The organism is Miniimonas sp. S16, from assembly GCF_057748195.1.
Map to the genome: position 1 here is coordinate 1,794,363 of NZ_CM173242.1, position 17,327 is coordinate 1,811,689.

General features: G+C 75.6%; 15 protein-coding genes. 11 read left to right on the plus strand and 4 right to left on the minus strand.

Annotation, left to right across the window (positions count from 1 at the left end):
• Positions 1–13 precede the first annotated feature (13 nt).
• The 7 genes from AC3AQ1_RS07770 to AC3AQ1_RS07800 all read left to right on the plus strand — a co-directional run bounded on the left by AC3AQ1_RS07770 (position 14) and on the right by AC3AQ1_RS07800 (position 7,099).
• Positions 14–1,195 (plus strand): LppM family (lipo)protein, encoded by a 1,182-nt coding sequence (locus AC3AQ1_RS07770; protein ID WP_159096437.1) that lies wholly within the window; start codon positions 14–16, stop codon positions 1,193–1,195.
• A 164-nt stretch (positions 1,196–1,359) separates the two neighbouring features.
• Complete coding sequence (locus tag AC3AQ1_RS07775) at positions 1,360–2,694, plus strand: uracil-xanthine permease family protein (RefSeq protein ID WP_108718515.1); 1,335 nt, start codon at positions 1,360–1,362, stop codon at positions 2,692–2,694.
• A gap of 176 nt (positions 2,695–2,870) precedes the next feature.
• Positions 2,871–3,326 (plus strand): Hsp20/alpha crystallin family protein, encoded by a 456-nt coding sequence (locus AC3AQ1_RS07780; RefSeq protein ID WP_108718516.1) that lies wholly within the window; start codon positions 2,871–2,873, stop codon positions 3,324–3,326.
• A 371-nt stretch (positions 3,327–3,697) separates the two neighbouring features.
• Complete coding sequence (locus AC3AQ1_RS07785) at positions 3,698–4,069, plus strand: hypothetical protein (RefSeq protein ID WP_108718517.1); 372 nt, start codon at positions 3,698–3,700, stop codon at positions 4,067–4,069.
• 65 nt (positions 4,070–4,134) lie between these two features.
• Complete coding sequence (locus tag AC3AQ1_RS07790) at positions 4,135–5,793, plus strand: phytoene desaturase family protein (protein ID WP_108718518.1); 1,659 nt, start codon at positions 4,135–4,137, stop codon at positions 5,791–5,793.
• Positions 5,790–6,416, plus strand: a complete 627-nt coding sequence (locus tag AC3AQ1_RS07795; protein WP_108718519.1) for a Pr6Pr family membrane protein — start codon at positions 5,790–5,792, stop codon at positions 6,414–6,416. Before AC3AQ1_RS07790 ends, AC3AQ1_RS07795 begins: the two co-directional genes overlap by 4 nt.
• Positions 6,417–6,448: 32 nt before the next feature.
• Positions 6,449–7,099: an MBL fold metallo-hydrolase gene (locus AC3AQ1_RS07800; RefSeq protein WP_108718520.1), complete on the plus strand. Its 651-nt coding sequence runs from the start codon at positions 6,449–6,451 to the stop codon at positions 7,097–7,099.
• 42 nt (positions 7,100–7,141) lie between these two features.
• Here AC3AQ1_RS07800 and AC3AQ1_RS07805 read toward each other — a convergent pair whose 3' ends face one another.
• Positions 7,142–7,732, minus strand: coding sequence for a helix-turn-helix domain-containing protein (locus AC3AQ1_RS07805; protein WP_108718521.1), 591 nt, complete (start codon positions 7,730–7,732; stop codon positions 7,142–7,144).
• Between the two features lie 66 nt (positions 7,733–7,798).
• On the opposite strand from AC3AQ1_RS07805, the gene AC3AQ1_RS07810 reads away from it, so the two are divergent.
• From AC3AQ1_RS07810 to AC3AQ1_RS07820, 3 genes are all read left to right on the plus strand, one after another.
• A complete protein-coding gene (locus tag AC3AQ1_RS07810) occupies positions 7,799–8,551 on the plus strand; it encodes an AzlC family ABC transporter permease (RefSeq protein ID WP_108718522.1) in 753 nt (250 codons plus the stop codon).
• Positions 8,548–8,862 (plus strand): AzlD domain-containing protein, encoded by a 315-nt coding sequence (locus AC3AQ1_RS07815; RefSeq protein WP_108718523.1) that lies wholly within the window; start codon positions 8,548–8,550, stop codon positions 8,860–8,862. Before AC3AQ1_RS07810 ends, AC3AQ1_RS07815 begins: the two co-directional genes overlap by 4 nt.
• A gap of 126 nt (positions 8,863–8,988) precedes the next feature.
• The gene (locus AC3AQ1_RS07820) at positions 8,989–9,474 is read left to right on the plus strand and encodes a pyridoxamine 5'-phosphate oxidase family protein (RefSeq protein WP_108718524.1); all 486 of its coding nucleotides are present in this window, start codon (positions 8,989–8,991) and stop codon (positions 9,472–9,474) included.
• A gap of 156 nt (positions 9,475–9,630) precedes the next feature.
• Here the strand turns inward: AC3AQ1_RS07820 and AC3AQ1_RS07825 are convergent, their stop codons facing one another.
• The 3 genes from AC3AQ1_RS07825 to AC3AQ1_RS07835 all read right to left on the minus strand — a co-directional run bounded on the left by AC3AQ1_RS07825 (position 9,631) and on the right by AC3AQ1_RS07835 (position 13,006).
• Positions 9,631–11,004, minus strand: coding sequence for an MFS transporter (locus tag AC3AQ1_RS07825; RefSeq protein ID WP_108718525.1), 1,374 nt, complete (start codon positions 11,002–11,004; stop codon positions 9,631–9,633).
• 18 nt (positions 11,005–11,022) lie between these two features.
• On the minus strand, positions 11,023–11,940 hold the full coding sequence (locus AC3AQ1_RS07830; RefSeq protein WP_108718526.1) for a hypothetical protein: 918 nt from the start codon (positions 11,938–11,940) through the stop codon (positions 11,023–11,025).
• A gap of 73 nt (positions 11,941–12,013) precedes the next feature.
• Complete coding sequence (locus tag AC3AQ1_RS07835) at positions 12,014–13,006, minus strand: VIT1/CCC1 transporter family protein (protein ID WP_370445352.1); 993 nt, start codon at positions 13,004–13,006, stop codon at positions 12,014–12,016.
• 363 nt (positions 13,007–13,369) lie between these two features.
• Here AC3AQ1_RS07835 and AC3AQ1_RS07840 point away from each other — a divergent pair, with 363 nt between their 5' ends.
• Positions 13,370–17,308: a TM0106 family RecB-like putative nuclease gene (locus AC3AQ1_RS07840; protein ID WP_108718529.1), complete on the plus strand. Its 3,939-nt coding sequence runs from the start codon at positions 13,370–13,372 to the stop codon at positions 17,306–17,308.
• Positions 17,309–17,327: the final 19 nt, after the last annotated feature.

Here is a 17,327-nt window from a genome sequence, read left to right on the forward strand (position 1 = left end):
CCGAGGAGTCCCCGTGCCGACCCTGACCCGTGCCGCCACCTCCCGCCCGACCGCCCCACCCGCGCACCGATCCCCCCGTTCCCGCTCCCGCCGCATCCTGTCCCGGGTGCCGCGGCTCGCCGTCGTGATCGCCGCCGTGGCGATGCTCGCGGGCTGCATGAAGTACAACGCCGACCTCACCGTGAACGGCGACCTCGAGGTCACCGGCACGCTCGAGATCGCGATGCAGACCAGCGCGCTGGAGACGATGGGGATGTCGAAGGACGACTTCCTCCAGCAGATGACCTCCGGCACCGACGACGCGCCCGAGGGCGTCACCGTCGAGCAGATCGACGACGGCGAGTACGTCGGGATGCGCGTAGTGATGGACGACGTGCCCGCGAGCGAGTTCCAGGGCACCGACGAGGGCCAGTCGTTCACGTTCACCAAGAACGACGACGACGACACCATCACGTTCTCGATGCCGAGCTTCACCTCCACCCTCGGCGACCTCGACTCCAGCGGCACCGACCTGGGCGCCGACCCCGCGACCCTGCTGGACGAGGGCACCATCGTGGTGACCTTCCCGGGCAAGGTCCTCGAGGCTCCCGGCGCCGACATCGACGGCAACACCGCGACGTGGGACCTCACGAGCTACACCGAGGCGCTCACCGCGACGGCGGAGGCCGGCGGGTCCGCGGGTGGCTTCCCGATCTGGATCGTCGTCGTGCTGCTCGCATTCCTCGTGGTGGTCGCGCTGGTGGTGTGGTTCGTGCTGCGCAACCGCAAGAACGGCGGCCCGGACGCGGCCGCCGCCTACGCGGGGGCGTACGCGGGCGCCGGTGGCGGGGCCGCCGGTGGGGCGGGCGTCGTGCCGGCGGTGCCCGGCGCGCCGACGAGCCCGGAGGCGGCGCCGTGGGCGCAGCCGCAGGCGCCTGCGCAGCCCGTCGCGCCCACCGCGCCGAGCGAGTCGGCGGCGCCGCAGGCGCAGCCGAGCCAGCCCTGGGACCGTCCCGCCGCGCCCCCCGCGCCGAGCGAGCCGCAGGCGCAGCCGAGCCAGCCCTGGGACCGTCCGGCTGAGCCCACCGCGCCGACCACGCCCGCTGCGCCCGACGGCGAGCCCACGTCCGGCGAGCCCGACGGCGAGCCCACGCCCACGGAGCCCGACGGCGAGCCCAAGCCGCCGACGCAGCCGTGGGGCCCGCCGTCGAGCTGACGCCCACCATCGCACGCCCCGCACGACCCGCACGACCCGCACGACCCGCACGGCCCCGGAGCTCCTCGCCCCGGGGCCGTGCGGCGTTCCGGCGACGTCGGGCCGACGGCCTCACTAGGGTGTGCTCGACCCTGCCGACCCCCCGTCACCCCCCTGGATGCCGCATGCCCGCACGCCCGACCACCGGCCCCTCCACCGACGCCACCGCGAACCACCCCTTCCGCTGGCGGGTGCACGGCGACGGACGCACGGTGGCCTCGGGCACCGTCGTCAGCCCCGGCGAGCGGCTGAGCTGGCCGCGCACCATCGGCATCGGGATGCAGCACGTCGTCGCCATGTTCGGCGCGACGTTCCTCGTCCCGCTGATCACGGGCCTGCCGCCCGCGACGACGCTGTTCTTCTCCGGCATCGGGACCTTCCTGTTCCTGCTCATCACCCGGGGGCGGGTGCCGAGCTACCTCGGCTCGTCGTTCGCCTTCATCGCGCCGATCGCGGCCGCCAGCCAGAGCGGCGGGATGGCGAGCGCGCTGGGCGGCGTGGTGGTCGCGGGAGCGGTGCTCGCCGTCGTCGGCCTCGTGGTGAGCTGGGCCGGGCACGGCTGGATCGACGTGCTCATGCCGCCGATCGTGACCGGCACGATCGTCGCGGTGATCGGGCTCAACCTCGCGCCCGCGGCGTGGAACAACGTCAAGGTGGCGCCGGTCACGGCGCTGGTGACCATCCTCGCCGTCGTGCTCGTGACCGTGCTGTTCCGGGGCATCCTCGGCCGACTGTCGATCCTGCTCGGCGTGCTCGTGGGCTACGCGGTCGCGCTGGTGCGCGGCGAGGTCGTGTTCGACGAGGTGCGCGCCGCGGCCTGGGTCGGGCTGCCGCACTTCACGACGCCGACGTTCAGCCTGGCCGTCCTCGGCCTGTTCGTGCCGGTGGTGCTCGTGCTCATCGCCGAGAACATCGGCCACCTCAAGTCCGTCGCGGCCATGACGGGCGACAACCTCGACCCCATGGCAGGGCGCGCGCTCTTCGCCGACGGGTTCGCCACGGTCCTCGCGGGCCTCGGCGGTGGGTCCGGCACCACGACGTACGCCGAGAACATCGGCGTCATGGCGGCCACGCGGGTGTACTCGACGGCCGCGTACTACGTCGCCGCGGTGACCGCGTTCCTGCTGTCGCTGTCGCCCAAGTTCGGCGCGCTCATCGCGACGATCCCGGTCGGCGTGCTGGGCGGGGCGGGCACGGTGCTCTACGGCATGATCGGCGTGCTCGGCGCCCGGATCTGGGTCCAGAACAAGGTCAACTTCGCCGACCCCGTCAACCTCACGACGGCGGCGATCGCCCTGGTCGTCGGGATCGCCAACTTCACGTGGAGCGCGGGGCAGCTCACGTTCGAGGGCATTGCGCTCGGCACGTTCTCGGCGCTCGCGGTGTACCACCTCATGCGGTCCGTGGCCCGGTGGCGCGGGACGCACGACGAGCCGGCCTCGCCCGCGTCGGTGCCCTGACCGGGCCGGGTCCGTCCCGACCGGCCGCCTGATGGCGCCCTGACCTCGATCGGTGCCTCCCATCGTTCGCCTTGAGTGAACCCGACTCAACTCTCTTGGCACTCACCGCCACCGAGTGCTAAAACTGACATCAGCGGGACCGCACGGGGCAGTCCCACCGTCACGAGGAGCGACAGATGGCCAAGACCTACGACCCGTTCCGCGAGCTCGACCGCTTCGTCGGACAGATGCTCAACGCCGACCGCGCCGCCGCGCAGATGCCGATGGACCTGTACCGGTCCGGCGACCACTACGTGCTCACGGTCGACATCCCCGGGGCGGACCCGGGCACGATCGACGTCAACGTCGAGGACCGCACGCTGAGCATCCGGGCGCAGCGCACGGCCCCCGAGGCGAACGACGTGCAGTGGCTCGCCAAGGAGCGCCCGACCGGCACCTACGCGCGCCAGCTCACCGTCGGCCGCGGTCTCGCGCTCGACGCGATCAGCGCGAACTACCACGACGGCGTGCTCACGCTCACCATCCCGGTGGCGCAGGAGGCGAAGCCGCGTCGCATCGAGGTGCAGCACGGCCAGAGCGACGGAGGCGTCGTCCAGGCCGAGGCCGTCGAGGCCGCGCCCGCGAACGACTGAGTCGCCGCGTACAGGGCCTGACGCCCGCCGCGCTCGCAGCACCCCCGAGGGGCCGCCGTCCACCCGGACGGCGGCCCCTCGCCGTCGTGACTCGTCCCACCTCACCGGGAATGCGTTGGCCCTTGTCGGCGTTATGACGTAACGTGGGCGGCTCGTCCACGGCCGTGGTCACACCGGCCGGACGAGTCGACCGGGCACCCGCCCGGCACCCACGGGGAGCGTGGCGACGACGGATCGTCGCCGTGCCCCCTCCCGGACGTCACCGGCACGGTGCGCCGCCCACCTGGGCGAGCTGCGCCGTCGTGAGCGCGCACCCGCTGCGTTCCTCGGAACCCGACGACCGGGCCGCATGCACGCAAGGAGCAGTACCCATGACCACCATCCCGACCTTCCGACCGATCGACCGCACCGGCATGACCGACGAGGCCACCGCCGTGCTCGCCGTCACCGAGACCGTCCGCAGCCTCCTGGCCGGCGAGCTCGCCGGCGAGACCACCCTCACCGCGAGCCGGCCCGTGCCGATCGCGTTCCTCGACGACGGCCGCCGTGTCTTCCTCGTGGTCGACGACGGCCCCGGCCGTCCCGCCGACCAGCCCCGCTCCTGGGGCGTCGAGGTGCACACGGACGGCGACCTCGTCGGCGACGCGCCCGGCGCGCAGACGGCGGTGCGCACCACGCGCCGCCTCACGCCGCAGGCCGCCGCCGACGCCGCCCGCTACGTGCTGGCCGCCACGGCCGCCTGAGCCACCTGAGCCGCGCGGCGGCTCGAGCGCCCGCCCTCCGGACGGCGGCGCCCTACGCTCGGGTCGTGCAGCGCTACGACGTCGTCGTCCTCGGCGGCGGCCACAACGCCCTCACCGCCGCGGCCTACCTCGCGCGGGCCGGTCGGCGCGTCCTCCTGCTGGAGCGCGCCGACCACCTCGGTGGCGCCGCCGTGTCCGAGCGACCGTTCGACGGCGTGGACGCGCGCCTCTCGCGCTACTCCTACCTCGTCAGCCTGCTGCCCCGGACGATCGCCCGGGACCTCGACCTCGACGTCACCCTCGTCCGGCGCCGCTTCTCCTCCTACACGCCCGACCCGCACGACCCCGCCCGCGGCCTGCTCGTCGACTCCGCCGCCGACGCCGTCGCCCACCGGGCGGCGTTCGCGCGCGTGGGCGCGGAGCACGACGCCGAACCCTGGGCGCGCTGGTACGCCGGCACCGCGGCACTCGCCCGGGCGCTGGCACCGACCCTCATCCAGCCGCTGCCCACCCGGGCCGAGGTGCGCGAGCGGTTCCTCGCCGAGGCCGGTGTCATCACACGCACGGAAGCCGACGCCGAACCCGGAGCCGACGCCGACGCCGACGCCGACGCCGAAGCCGAGGCGCTCTGGCGCGACCTCGTCGAGCGCCCGCTCGGCGAGGCCCTGGACCGCCGCTTCGCGTCCGACCTGGTCCGCGGCGTCGTCGCGACCGACGCCCTCATCGGCACGTTCGCCGACCTCCACGAGCGCTCGCTCGCGGAGAACCGGTGTTACCTCTACCACGTGATCGGCGGCGGCACCGGCGACTGGGACGTCCCGGTCGGCGGCATGGGCACGGTCTCCGGCGCCCTCGCCCGCGCCGCGAGCAGCGCGGGCGCCGAGCTGCTCACCGGCGCCGAGGTCGTCGCGGTCAGCCCCTCGGGCGAGGTGCGCTTCACCCGGGCGGGCCGCACGCACGAGGTGAGCGGCGCCGTCGTGCTCGCGGGCCTCGCCCCGGCCGTGCTGGACCGCCTGCTGGCCGAGGACGCCGGCACCGACCCGGCATCGGCGACCGCCCCGGAGGGCGCGCAGGTCAAGGTGAACCTCGTCCTGGACCGGCTGCCGCGCCTGCGGGACACGAGCGTCGACCCCGCCGCCGCCTTCGCCGGCACGTTCCACGTGCACGAGCTCGCGAGCGAGCTGACCGCCGCGTTCGCGCGCGCGGCGGGTGGCGCCGTGCCCGACCCGCTGCCCTGCGAGATCTACTGCCACACCCTCAGCGACCGTTCGATCCTCGGGCCGGAGCTCGCGGCGTCCGGCGCGCAGACCCTCACCGTGTTCGGCCTGCACACGCCGCACCGGCTCGTCGCGGCGCACGGCAACGACGCGCTCCGCGAGGCGCTGCGGGACGCGGTCCTGCGAGCCCTGGACTCCGTCCTCGCCGAGCCGGTGCTCGACGTCGTCGCGCACGACGCCCACGGCAACCCCTGCGTCGAGGTGCGCACCACGCTCGACGTCGAGCGCTCCGTCGGCATGCCCGGCGGACACATCTTCCACGGGCCGCTCGCCTGGCCGTGGCGCGAGGACGCGGCGCCCGACGGCGAGCGCTCCCCCGCGCAGCGCTGGGGCGTCGCGACGGCGCACGAGCGGATCCTGCTGTGCGGGTCCGGTGCGGTGCGCGGCGGCGCGGTGTCGGGGCTCGGCGGGCACAACGCGGCGCAGGCCGTGCTGGAGCAGGCGTGACCCCCGCGCGACTGCGCGCGAGCGCGGTGGTGCGGATCGCCGTCGTGGCCCTCGTGGTGGCGGCGGAGACGTACCTCGTGACGTCGCTCGGGGACGCGTTCTCCCCCGCGAACCACTACTCCTACTTCACGGTGCTCTCGAACCTGCTCGGCGCCGTGGTGTGCGCGTGGGCGCTCGTGGCACCCGTGCCCGACGTCGTCCGCGGCGCCGCCGTGACCTTCCTCGGACTCACCGGGATCGTCTACAACACGATGCTGCGCGGTGTGGACGTGCAGACCGAGGGGTTCCCGAACACGGTGCTGCACGTCGTCGTGCCCATCCTCATGGTCGCCGACTGGCTGCTGGACCCGCCGCGCACGCGCACCACGCCGCGCCGCGTGGTGGCGTGGATGCTCGTGCCCCTCGCCTACCTCGCCTACACCCTCGTGCGCGGTCCGATCGTGGACTGGTACCCCTACCCGTTCCTCGACCCGCGCGACGGCGGGTACGCACCCGTGGTGCTGGGCAGCCTGCTCGTGGCCGTCGCGTTCTTCGCCATGGCGTTGCTGGTGGCGTGGGTGGGCAACGCGCTCGGCGGGACGGGCCCGAGGGGCCGCTCGGGCCGCTCGGGCCGGCGAGGGTGACGCGGGGCGGCCCCGCGCGGCACAGTGGGGCGATGCGCTTCGAGCGGCTCGTCGTGCCGGCCCCGGGCCGCACGGACTTCACGAACAACGTGTGGCTCGTCGGGGACGACGCGGAGGTCGTCGTCGTGGACGCGGCGCACGACGGCGACGCGATCGCCGACGCGGTCGGTGACCGGCGCGTCGTGGCCACCCTCGTGACGCACGGGCACTGGGACCACGTCGGCGCGGCGCCGCGGCTGCGCGCCCGCACGCACGCGCCCGTCCTCCTGCACGCGGCCGACCGCACCCTCTGGCACGAGTCGCTCGTGGACGCGCCCGACGGCGAGCTCACCGATGGCCTGCGGCTCGCCGTCGCCGGGGGCGAGGTCGAGGTGCGGCACACGCCGGGGCACACCCCCGGCTCGTGCGTCGTGGTCGCGTGGCCGGAGGGTGGCGGGGGTGACGGCGAGGAGCAGCGCGGGGCGGCCCGGCCGCTCGCCGTGATGACCGGCGACACCCTCTTCCACGGCGGCCCGGGCGCGACGCGCTGGCCCTACTCCTCGTTCGAGGGCATCGTCGCGTCGATCCGCGAGCGCCTGCTCGTCCTGCCGCCCGAGACCCCCGTGCACACCGGGCACGGCGAGGACACCACCATCGGGGCGGAGGCGGCCGACGTCGCGGCCTGGCTCGCGCGCGGCTGGTGAGCGGGCGGCGTCGGCGCCGGGCGCTGCTCAGCCCAGCGCTGCTCAGCCCAGCTCGGACAGCAGCACCGCCCACGTGCCGGGCTCGAGCGCCTCGAACACGTGCGCGACGTCGCCGGGGTAGGCGAGGTAGTCCCCCGGGGCGAGCTCGACCGGCTCGTCCGTCGGGCCCACGAGCGCCCGACCCGCCGCGAGCACCACGTGCTCCTGCGTCCCGCGCGCGTGCGGCGTCGAGCGTCGCGGCACGCCCGGCTCGGCCGTGATGCGGTAGGCGTCGCGTCGCGCCGTCGGCGGGCACGCGGCGAGCAGCGTTGCGGCGTAGGTCGCCTCGCCCGCGGGGACCCGTGGCCCCTCGCCCGCCCGGAGGAGTCGCACGGGCGAGGGTGGTGGGTCGACGAGCTCCGAGAACCGGACGCCGAGCGCGTCGCTGAGCGCCCAGAGGGTCTCCACGCCGGGATTGCCCTGACCGGCCTCGAGCGCCGAGAGCGTGGACTTCGCCACTCCGGCGCGGCGCGCGACCTCCGAGAGGCTCAGGCCGCTGCGCGTCCGCGCGGCGCGCAGGCCCGCAGCGACGAGCGCGCGCACGTCCGGGGCAGCCTCACGGTCGGCTCCGTTCGGCGACGTCGGTCCGCTCATGTGTTCACCCTAGCGGACCGTCCGTTCGGCTTGACGAACGTTCGGTCACCGCTGCACGATCCCCGCATGGCCCACGGACTGCGAGCGATCCGGGCGCTGTGGCACGACGTGCCCCGCGACCTGCGTCGCCCGATCCTGCTCATGTCGCTCGCCGTCGCCCTGGTCGGCGTGACCTACGGCGTGACCGGCGTCAGCGCCGGGTTCGCCGCCTGGCAGCTGCTGCTTCTCGCGCTCACCGTGCTCGCGGGCTCGGCCGAGCTGCTCTTCGTCGGCCTCGTCGGCGCCGGTGCCAGCCCGTGGCTCGCGGCAGCGGCGGGCATCCTCGTCAACCTGCGCAACAGCGTCTACGGCATGGCCGTCTCGCCGCTGCTGCCGCGCGGGTGGCGCCGGGCGCTCGGAGCGCACCTCGTGAACGACGAGACCGTCGCGTTCGCCACCTCGCCGGCACCGGCAGCCGCGCCGGTCCCCACGGCCCACCGCGGGCGGGTCGCCACGTTCTGGGTCGCCGGGATCGGCGTCGCGCTCGGCTGGCCGGTCGGCGCCGCGGTGGGCGCGGGCCTCGGGCTCGTCGTCTCCGACCCGCGCGTGTGGGGCCTGGACGCCGTGCTGCCCGCGCTGCTCGGCGCGCTCGCGGTGCCGGCGATCCGCGCGGGCCGCACGCTCGCCGTCGCCGTCCTCGCCGCGGTCATCGCCCTGGTGACCACGCCGCTCGTGCCCGCCGGGCTGGCGCCGGTGCTCGCCCTGGCGGCGCTCGCCGTCGTGCTCGTGCCCGGCCGCTCGTGGCCTGCCCAGAGCGACGCACCCGGCGGCCTCGCGTGAGCGCCGTCGTCGCCGCCGGCCTGCTCCTGGCGCTCGGCACGTACGCGACGCGCCGCCTCGGCGTCGAGCTCGGCGGCCGCGTGCTCGGCCGCGCCGCCCAGGTCGAGCAGCTGCTCGAGCAGGGCGTCGTCGCGCTCCTCATCGCCGTCACCGCCTCGGCCGCGGTGTACGACGGCGCCGCACCGGACGGGTGGGCACGTCCCGTGGGCGTGGGGCTGGCGCTCGGCGCGGCGGCCGTGCGCGCACCGCTCGTGGTGAGCGTGCTGCTCGGTGCCGGTGCGACCGCGCTGCTGCGCCTCCTCGGCCTGTGAGCCGTCCTGTGAGTTGGCCCTGAGCCGGCTCGCGAGATGGCCCCTGAGGTCGCCTCGGACCCCGTGCCCGTTCAGCCACCCGAAAGGGGGAGGCCCGCCCGGGGACCCGGACGTACCGTCACGCTCATGACCGCATCTCAGGAGGACCTGGAGACCATCGCGGGTCTCGTCAAGAAGGCCCGGACCGCGTTCGTCACCACCGTCGGACCCGAGGGCGAGCTGCTGAGCCGGCCCCTCGCCGTCGTCGAGCGGGACTTCGACGGCACGCTGTACTTCCTCGTCGCCGAGCCCTCCCCGAAGACGGCCCAGCTCGAGGCGCACCCGCACGTCAACGTCGCGATCACCGCGGGCGACAGCTACCTCTCGATCGCCGGGACCGCGTCGGTCTCGCGCGACCAGGCGAAGATCGACGAGCTGTGGAACCCGCACGCGGAGGCCTGGTTCGAGGGCGGCCGCGAGGACCCGGCCGTCGCGCTGCTCAAGGTGGACGCGGACTCCGCCGAGTACTGGACCATGGACGACCCGAAGCCGGTGGCGCTGGTCAAGTACGCCGTCGCGATGGTCAAGGGCGAGGAGCCCGACGTCGCGACCAACCGCTCGGTCGACCTCTAGCCGCGCTGCCGCCCAGCGCCCGACGCGTCCCAGACCGTCGGTGACTCCCGCCCCCGGGCAACCCGTCGCGCGCGGCCGGGAGTCACCGACACCAGGGCGCGGCGCGGTGGGCACGTGCGTGACGGCGCCGCCGCCGAGCCGCCGATGCCGGGTGCGCTACGGCGTCGGGTGCCGCGCGTCGTAGCGCAGGAAGCCGCGCTGGCCGAACGCGACGGCGAGCACCGCGAGGATGCACACGATCCCGCCGCCGACGGCGGCCGACGCCTCGCCGAACCGGGTCGCGGCCGACCCGAGCACGAGGTCGCCGAGCCGCGGGCCGCCGGCGACCACCACGATGAACACGCCCTGGAGGCGGCCCAGCAGGTGGTCCGGCGTGGCCGACTGCATCACCGTCTGGCGGAACACCGCGCTCACCGCATCCGCGGCGCCCGCGCCGGCGAGGAACAGGCCCGCGACGATCGCGACGGGTACGAGCAGCGACGACGGCGAGGTCCGCCCGGCCGCCATGAGTGAGAGGCCGAACCCCACCGCACACACGCCGAACGCCACGATCGCCACGACGATCGCGACGCCCTGGCGGCGCACCCGGCCCAGGCCGCCGGACAGCGCGCTCGCCAGCACCGACCCGATCGCGATGGCCGCCGTGAGGCCGCCCGTGGTCGTCTCGCCGCCGCCGAGGATCACCGCGCCGACCGCGGGGAACATCACGCGAGGCATGGCGGTGACCATGGCGATGATGTCGAGCACGAAGGTCGTGCGCAGGTTCGGCCGCGTGCGCAGGAACTGCAGGCCCTCCCACACCGCCGCGAAGCCGGCCTGACGGCGGGGGGCGGGCTCGCCGTCGGCGGCCGTGGGGTCGGCCGGCAGCACGGCGGCGGCGTCCGCGTCCGCGTCCAGGGGTGGGAGCCCGGGCGCCGCCGCGATCGGCGTGCCCGGCGGCATCGCCGGGAGGCGGAGCAGCGCGTAGAGCGCGAACCCGAAGAGCACGACGTCGAGCGCGTAGGTCGCCGCGTAGCCCACCGACGCGGCGAGCACGGCCCCGAGCAGCGGGCCGACCGTGAGGCCGAGGGAGCCGGTGAGGGTGCCGAGCGCGTTCGCGGCGGGCAGCAGGTCGCGCCCGACGAGCCGCGGGATGATCGACATCCGGGTGGGGACGTTGACCGCCGAGCCGGCCGACTGGATCGCGACGAGCAGGTAGAGCACCCAGGGCTGCTCGAGCTGCAGCGCGGCCTGCACGACGAGCCCCACGGTGGCCGAGATCATCACGACGCCGGACACGAGGGCGACGGTGCGCCGGTCGAACGCGTCGGCCAGCGCGCCGCCGTACAGGCCGAGCACCACGAGCGGGACGAGGGCCGCGATGCCCAGGATGCCGACCGCGAACGTCGAGGACGTCTGCTCGTAGATCTCCAGGCTGACCGCGACCTGCGTGACCATCGTGCCGATCTGCGCGAGGCCGAGGCCCCACCACAGGCGGCGGTAGGCGGGTGAGACGTGGAGCGGTCGGGTGTCCAGGAGCAGGCGGCGCACCGACCCACGCTAGTCGGCTCAGGTGGTGCCGTCGCACGCCTCGACGCCGGGGGCGAGAGCCCTGGTGAGGAGGCCGTGGTCGTCGGCGGCCGTTCCGGAGAGCAGCTGCGCGACCTCGTCAGGGTCGGTGACCGCGCTGCACGCGTCCGTCGGCCAGTAGACCTCGAGCCGTGTGACGGGAACCTCGCGCACGCCCGTCGTGTACCTGACGACGGTGTCCTGCATCTGCCGCATGAGCTCGCGTGCGTCACGCTGGCGCTGGCTGTAGCGCGAGGCCGGGTCGCCGTCCGCGTCCACGTCCAGACCGTAGGCGGAGGCGACGACGGCGGGCTCGCCCCGGTAGTCGAGGACCGTCGTCGCGAGGTCCGTGGTGGCCCAGACGCCGAGATCGCCGTCGAGCTCCCCGACGTGATGGGCGAGGTCTGCGGCCTGGGCGGCCAGGAGACCGAGGGCGCACGGGGAGAGCTGCCCGGCCCAGAGCGTGGGGACGTCCGGGACCGCGGGCCACGGCCACGCCATCGCGGGCACCATCTCGGCGGCCCGGGCGCCGGGCCGCAGGGTTCCGGCCGCGAGCACCGCGGTGAACCCAGGTGCCGGCGGTGCGTCGGTGAGGGCCGCGCTCGCGGTGGGCTCGCCGTCGGGCCGCTCGCCGTCCCAGCCCTCGACGTCCATGATCGCGACGCGTCCGTCGGCGTAGACCACGACGCGGGAGAAGTTCGTGACGGCGTCGAGGGCGAGGACGTCGGCCTCGCCGAGCCCGTCGAGCGTGACGTCCGTGGCCGGCTCGACGACGGCGCAGGACGATCCCGGCTCACCGCCAGGGCCGTCGGTCGCACAACCGGTCAGAGCGGCCGTGCCCAGCATCGCGAGCACGGCGAGCGACCGCGTGGTGCCGGGGCCGTTCGTGCCGGGGCTTCTCCTGCCGGGCCGGTTCATACCGGGTCTGTGTCGCACCTCCGCCGGGCCTTGCACCCGTAGGGCGGCCAGCGTGTCCACCCTCGGGCGTGCGTCAGCCGACCTGCGTGCCGAACGCGAGGCCGAGGAGATAGGTGGCGGCCGCCGCGCCCCAGCCGATCGCGAGCTGGCGCAGCGCCCGGCGCAGCGGCGGACCGCCCGAGAGCACCCCGACGATCGCACCGGTGACGAGCAGCGCGACCCCCACGAGGATCGCCGCCACGAGCACGGCCGAGCGGCCGGTCAGGCCGAACAGGTAGGGCAGCACCGGAACGACGGCGCCCGCCGCGAAGAGCCCGAAGCTGGAGAACGCAGCCGACCAGGCGCTGCCGATCTCCTCGAACTCGGTGTGCAGGTGGCGCGGCTGCACCGAGTCGGGCCGGTAGCTCGTGATCGCGCGCTCGGCGTGCACGCGCGCGTCCTCGGGCGACTCCCCGCGGGCGCGGTAGACGAGCGCGAGCTCGTTGTGGTCGAGGTCGAGGTGCGGGTAGACGGTCCGCGAGAGGGGGTCCGGGGTCGAGGCCTCGAGCAGCTCCCGCTGGCTGCGCACGGACACGAACTCCCCCGCACCCATGGAGAGCGCGCCCGCGAGCAGGCCGGCGAGCCCCGTGGCGAGCACCACGCCGGTCGAGATGCCCGTGGCGCCGATGCCGAGCACGAGGGCGAGGTTGGACACGAGGCCGTCGTTCATCCCGAACACCGCAGCCCGGAACGAGCCCGACATCTGTGCGCGGCCGCGCGCCGCGAGCGTGCGCACCACCTCGGCGTGGATGCGCTCGTCGGCCACCATCTGCGGCGTCGCGTCGCGCTCGGTGGCGTACGTGGACCGCGCCTCGACGCGCTGCACGAGCGCCAGCACGAAGACCGACCCGAACCGGCGCGCGAACCAGCCGAGCACCCGGCTGCGCAGGGGCAGCCGCTGCCGGTCGCCGGCGTGCTCGCCGAGGAGGTGGAGCCAGTGCTGCTCGTGCCGCTTCTCGGCCTCGGCGAGCGCCAGGAGGATCGCCCGCTCCTCGCCCGTGCGGCGGGACGCGAGGTCCGTGTAGATCTGCATCTCGGCGCGCTCGTCGGCGAGGTAGCCGCGCCAGCGCCGGATGTCCGCGGCCCGCGCGCTCGTCCGCAGGCCCTCGGCCGACGGAGTCGGGGTCGGCGGGGGGAGATTGGGGGCGGGCGGCTGCGGGGCCGTCCCCTGCGAGGCCGGGGTCGGCGCGGGGGGCGTCGACGGGGCAGGGGTCGACGCGGGAGGGGACGGCTGGGACGTCCCCGCCGCCGGCTCTGGGGAGGTCACCGGGTCATCCTGACGGCGCGTTGGGGCCGCTCGCAACGTGTCGGGGAGCCGAACTCCTGCGCGCGGCCACCCGGCGCTGCGGGCCCACGCCCGGACGTCGGTGGTCGGCGTTAGCGTGAAGAGGTGTTCATCCTCTCCGGTCGCGACGCCGTCGCCGACTCTCCCACCGTGGTCTACTCGCCCACGGACGTGACGCTCGCGGACTGCCCGTTCCGCCTGCTGCGCACGCTCGACGGCGTGCTCGGGCGCGCCGAGCGCCTGGCCGAGGTGGACGACCCGATGCTGCGCCGAGCCGCCCTCCTCGGCGACGCGCACGAGGCGCGCGTGCGGCTCGCCTACGAGGAGCAGTACGGGACGTACGACGGCGTGATCCCCCGCGGCGTCGCGGCGATCGAGCCGGAGGGCGACTTCCGGGCGACGATCGCCACCGCGAGGGAGCAGACGATCGCGGCGCTGCGCGGCGGCGCCGACGTGGTGTTCCAGGCGACGTTCTTCGACGGGCGGTTCTACGGACGCGCCGACTTCCTCGTCAAGGACGGCGACGGCGGCGGCGAACGCCAGGCGAGCTCGACGCCCCGGCCGCGCTACGCCGTCGTGGACACGAAGCTGACCGCCAAGGTGCGCGGCACGGCCCTGCTCCAGCTTGCCGCGTACGCCGACCAGCTCCTCGCCCTCGACGTGCCGATCACCGACCGGGTGTGGCTGCACCACGGCAACGGCGTGCGCAGCGACCACCTGCTCGCCGATCTCCTCGAGGTCTACCGCGGCGAGCGGCGGCTCGTGGAGGGCCTCATCGACGCCCACGTCGCGCTCGGGCGTCCCGTCTCGTGGCAGGAGTGGCGCGATGGCGACGCCGAGCCTGCCGAGCTCGCGCTCCTGCCCGCCGGTCTCGGCGTCCGTCGGCGCGCGTGCGGCCGGTGCGAGGCGTGCACGCCCGAGGTGGAGCGGACCGACGACGTCCGGCTCGTGCACGGCATGAAGGCGGTGCACCGCACGCGGCTGTTCGCCGCCGGCGTGCACACGGTGGCCGAGCTCGGCGCACTGCGCACGCCGGTGCCCCGGATCCCGCCGCTGGTCCAGGACCGGCTCGTCCGCCAGGCGGCCGCCCAGGCCGGGCAGCGCGCGCGGATCGCCGCGGTCGAGGCGGCCGGCTGGACCCTCGGTCCGGGCGCGCGGGTCGTGACGCCCGACGGCGAGCCGCTCGCCGACGTCGACCCCGCGGCGTCCGCGGCGCTCGAGCCGGTCGTGCGGTTCCAGGTGCTCCAGCGGGAGGGCCGGCACGTCCTGGCCGCGCTGCCCGCGCCCGACCCGGGCGACGTCTACTTCGACTTCGAGGGCGACCCCATGTGGGCGCCGCACGGCGCGCTCGAGGGTGGCCTGGAGTACCTGTTCGGGCTCGTCGAGGAGGGCGAGCAGGAGCGGTACGTCGCGTTCTGGGCACACGACCGAGCGCAGGAGAAGGCGGCGCTCGTCGACTTCCTCGCCTGGCTGCAGCGGCGCCGCGCGCGCTTTCCCGGGATGCACGTCTACCACTACGCGTCCTACGAGAAGACCGCGCTCGAGCGGCTGGCCGAGCGGCACGGCGCGGGGCTGGAAGAGGTGCTCACGCTCGTGCGCGAGGGCGTCCTCGTGGACCTCTACCCGGTGGTGCGCAACGCCGTCGTCGTCTCGCAGCCCTCCTACGGCCTCAAGTCGCTCGAGCCCCTCTACATGGGCGCCGAGCTGCGCGACGCGGGCGGCGTGACGACCGGCGGCGACTCCGTCGTCGCCTACGCCGAGGCCGCGGCCGCGCGCGGGGCGGGCGAGCCGGGCGCCGAGGAGGCCTTTGCCGCGGCCATGGCGGAGATCGCCGACTACAACCGGTACGACTGCGTCTCCACCCGCCGACTGCTGCTCTGGCTGCGCTCGCTGGCCGGCGCCGGAGCCGGCGTCACGTCGCAGCCCGTCTCGACCGCGGAGTCTTCGGCGCGCGGCCCGGCGCCCGTCGGCACACCCGGCCCGGCCGCCGACCTGCCCGCGTCGCCCGCCACGCCCGGCCCGACGGCGAGCCCCGAGATCGGCCTTCGTCCCACCGGCGAGCAGCGCCTCGTGGGCGCGCTCCTCGCCGCCGCGGGCGAGTCGCCCCGCTCCGACGACGACCAGGCGTTCGCCCTCCTCGCGGCGGCCGTCGACTACCACCGGCGCGAGCAGGCTCCGGGCTGGCGCGAGCACTTCGAGCGGCTCGCCCAGCCGCGCGACTGGTGGGCCGAGACGCGCGACGTGCTCAGCGTCGGCGACGGGCCCGAGGCGGTCGAGGTGGTCGAGCCGTGGTCGACCGCCGGGCGCTACCGCCGGCGGCGGCTGCGCCTGACCGGCACGCTCGGGCCGGCCAGCTCCCCCGACGCCGGCCGCGACGTCTTCTGCCTGCACCCCGCCGGTGCCGCCGAGGGCCTGCGGATCGGCACCGGCGCGGCCTACGCCGCCACGAACGCGGTCCTCGCCGAGGTCTCGGTCTCACCCGACGGCACGCGCGCCGTGTTCGAGGTCATCGAGCGGGCGCCGGCCGAGTTCGCCGAGGGTGTCGGCGTCGACGCGACCCCGGTCGCCGTCGTGCCCGGCGCCCCCGTGCCCACCAAGAACCCGCACGCGGCGATCGTCGACGTCGCGGCCCACGCCGCGGGACTCTCACCGCGCGATCTGGACGCGCTCCCCGCCGGTGCCCCCACGCCGTCGGGCACGCCGGCGCTGTCGGACACCGCCGCGGTCGAGCTGCTCCGACGCCGCACGCCGCGCCTGGCGGGCGGGGGCGCGCTGCCGCCGCTCGGGGAGGACCGCGCCGCCACGATCGCGCGGGCGACCGCCGCGCTCGACCGCTCCTACCTGGCCGTGCAGGGGCCGCCGGGCAGCGGCAAGACGCACGTCGGCGCGCGGGTCATCGCGCGGCTCGTGCAGCAGCTGGGCTGGCGGGTCGGCGTCGTCGCGCAGTCGCACGCCGTGGTGGAGAACCTGCTCGACCAGGTGGTCGCCGGTGGGCTCGACGCGGCCCAGGTCGCCAAGAAGCCCGCCACCACGCCGGACCTGTCCGACCCCGCCGTCGTCCCGCCGCCGTGGACGATGCTCGGGCCGGACGCGCACGCGACCTTCCTCGCGCAGCACGCCTCGGACGGGTGCGTCATCGGCGGCACGATGTGGGACTTCACCAACAGGTCACGGATCGCCGACGGCGAGCTGGACCTCCTCGTCGTCGACGAGGCCGGGCAGTTCTCGCTCGCGAACACGCTCGCCGCGTCCACGTCGGCGCGGCGGCTCCTGCTGCTGGGCGACCCGCAGCAGCTGCCGCAGGTGAGCCAGGGCCACCACGACGAGCCCGTCGACCAGTCCGCGCTCGCCTGGGTGACCGGTGGGGAGCCGGTGATGCCGCCCACGCACGGCTACTTCCTCGACCGCTCGTGGCGCATGCACTCGGCGCTGTGCGCCGCGGTCTCCGACCTGGCCTACGCAGGCCGGCTGCGCTCGGAGGTCGACGTCACCGACGTCCGGCACCTGGACGGCCTCGCGCCGGGCGTGCACCGGCGGCCGGTCGCGCACCGTGGCAACAGCTCGGCGTCCACGGAGGAGGCGGCCGAGGTCGTCCGGCTGGTGCGCGACCTCATCGGCCGGCCGTGGCGGCCCGACGGCGAGAGCGCGCCGCGCCCCACCGAGTCCCGCGACGTGCTGGTCGTCGCCGCCTACAACGCGCAGGTCGCCCTCGTGCGGGCGATGCTCGACGACGCCGGCCTGCCCGGCGTGCGGGTCGGCACGGTCGACAAGTTCCAGGGCCAGGAGGCCGCCGTCGCGATCGTGACGCTCGCGGCGTCGTCGGCCCGGGAGATCCCGCGCGGCGTCGGGTTCCTGCTGGACCGGCACCGGCTCAACGTGGCGGTGTCGCGCGGCCAGTGGGCCGCGGTGCTCGTCGCCTCGCCCGCGCTCGCCGACGGCGTGCCGCTCGACGGCGACGCTCTCGCCGACCTCGGCGCCTACCTGCGCCTGTGCGCCCGGGCACCCGTGCTCGACCTCCGCGAGCCGCAGCCGCTCGGCGCATAGCGGAGCGGGCGCGGCGCCG

Coding starts and splice junctions, on each gene's coding strand:
- AC3AQ1_RS07800 (WP_108718520.1), top strand. CDS start 6,449: ATGCGCTTCGAGCGGCTCGTCGTGCCGGCCCCGGGCCGCACGGACTTC.
- AC3AQ1_RS07830 (WP_108718526.1), bottom strand. CDS start 11,940: ATGAACCGGCCCGGCAGGAGAAGCCCCGGCACGAACGGCCCCGGCACC.
- AC3AQ1_RS07775 (WP_108718515.1), top strand. CDS start 1,360: ATGCCCGCACGCCCGACCACCGGCCCCTCCACCGACGCCACCGCGAAC.
- AC3AQ1_RS07805 (WP_108718521.1), bottom strand. CDS start 7,732: ATGAGCGGACCGACGTCGCCGAACGGAGCCGACCGTGAGGCTGCCCCG.
- AC3AQ1_RS07785 (WP_108718517.1), top strand. CDS start 3,698: ATGACCACCATCCCGACCTTCCGACCGATCGACCGCACCGGCATGACC.
- AC3AQ1_RS07810 (WP_108718522.1), top strand. CDS start 7,799: ATGGCCCACGGACTGCGAGCGATCCGGGCGCTGTGGCACGACGTGCCC.
- AC3AQ1_RS07780 (WP_108718516.1), top strand. CDS start 2,871: ATGGCCAAGACCTACGACCCGTTCCGCGAGCTCGACCGCTTCGTCGGA.
- AC3AQ1_RS07820 (WP_108718524.1), top strand. CDS start 8,989: ATGACCGCATCTCAGGAGGACCTGGAGACCATCGCGGGTCTCGTCAAG.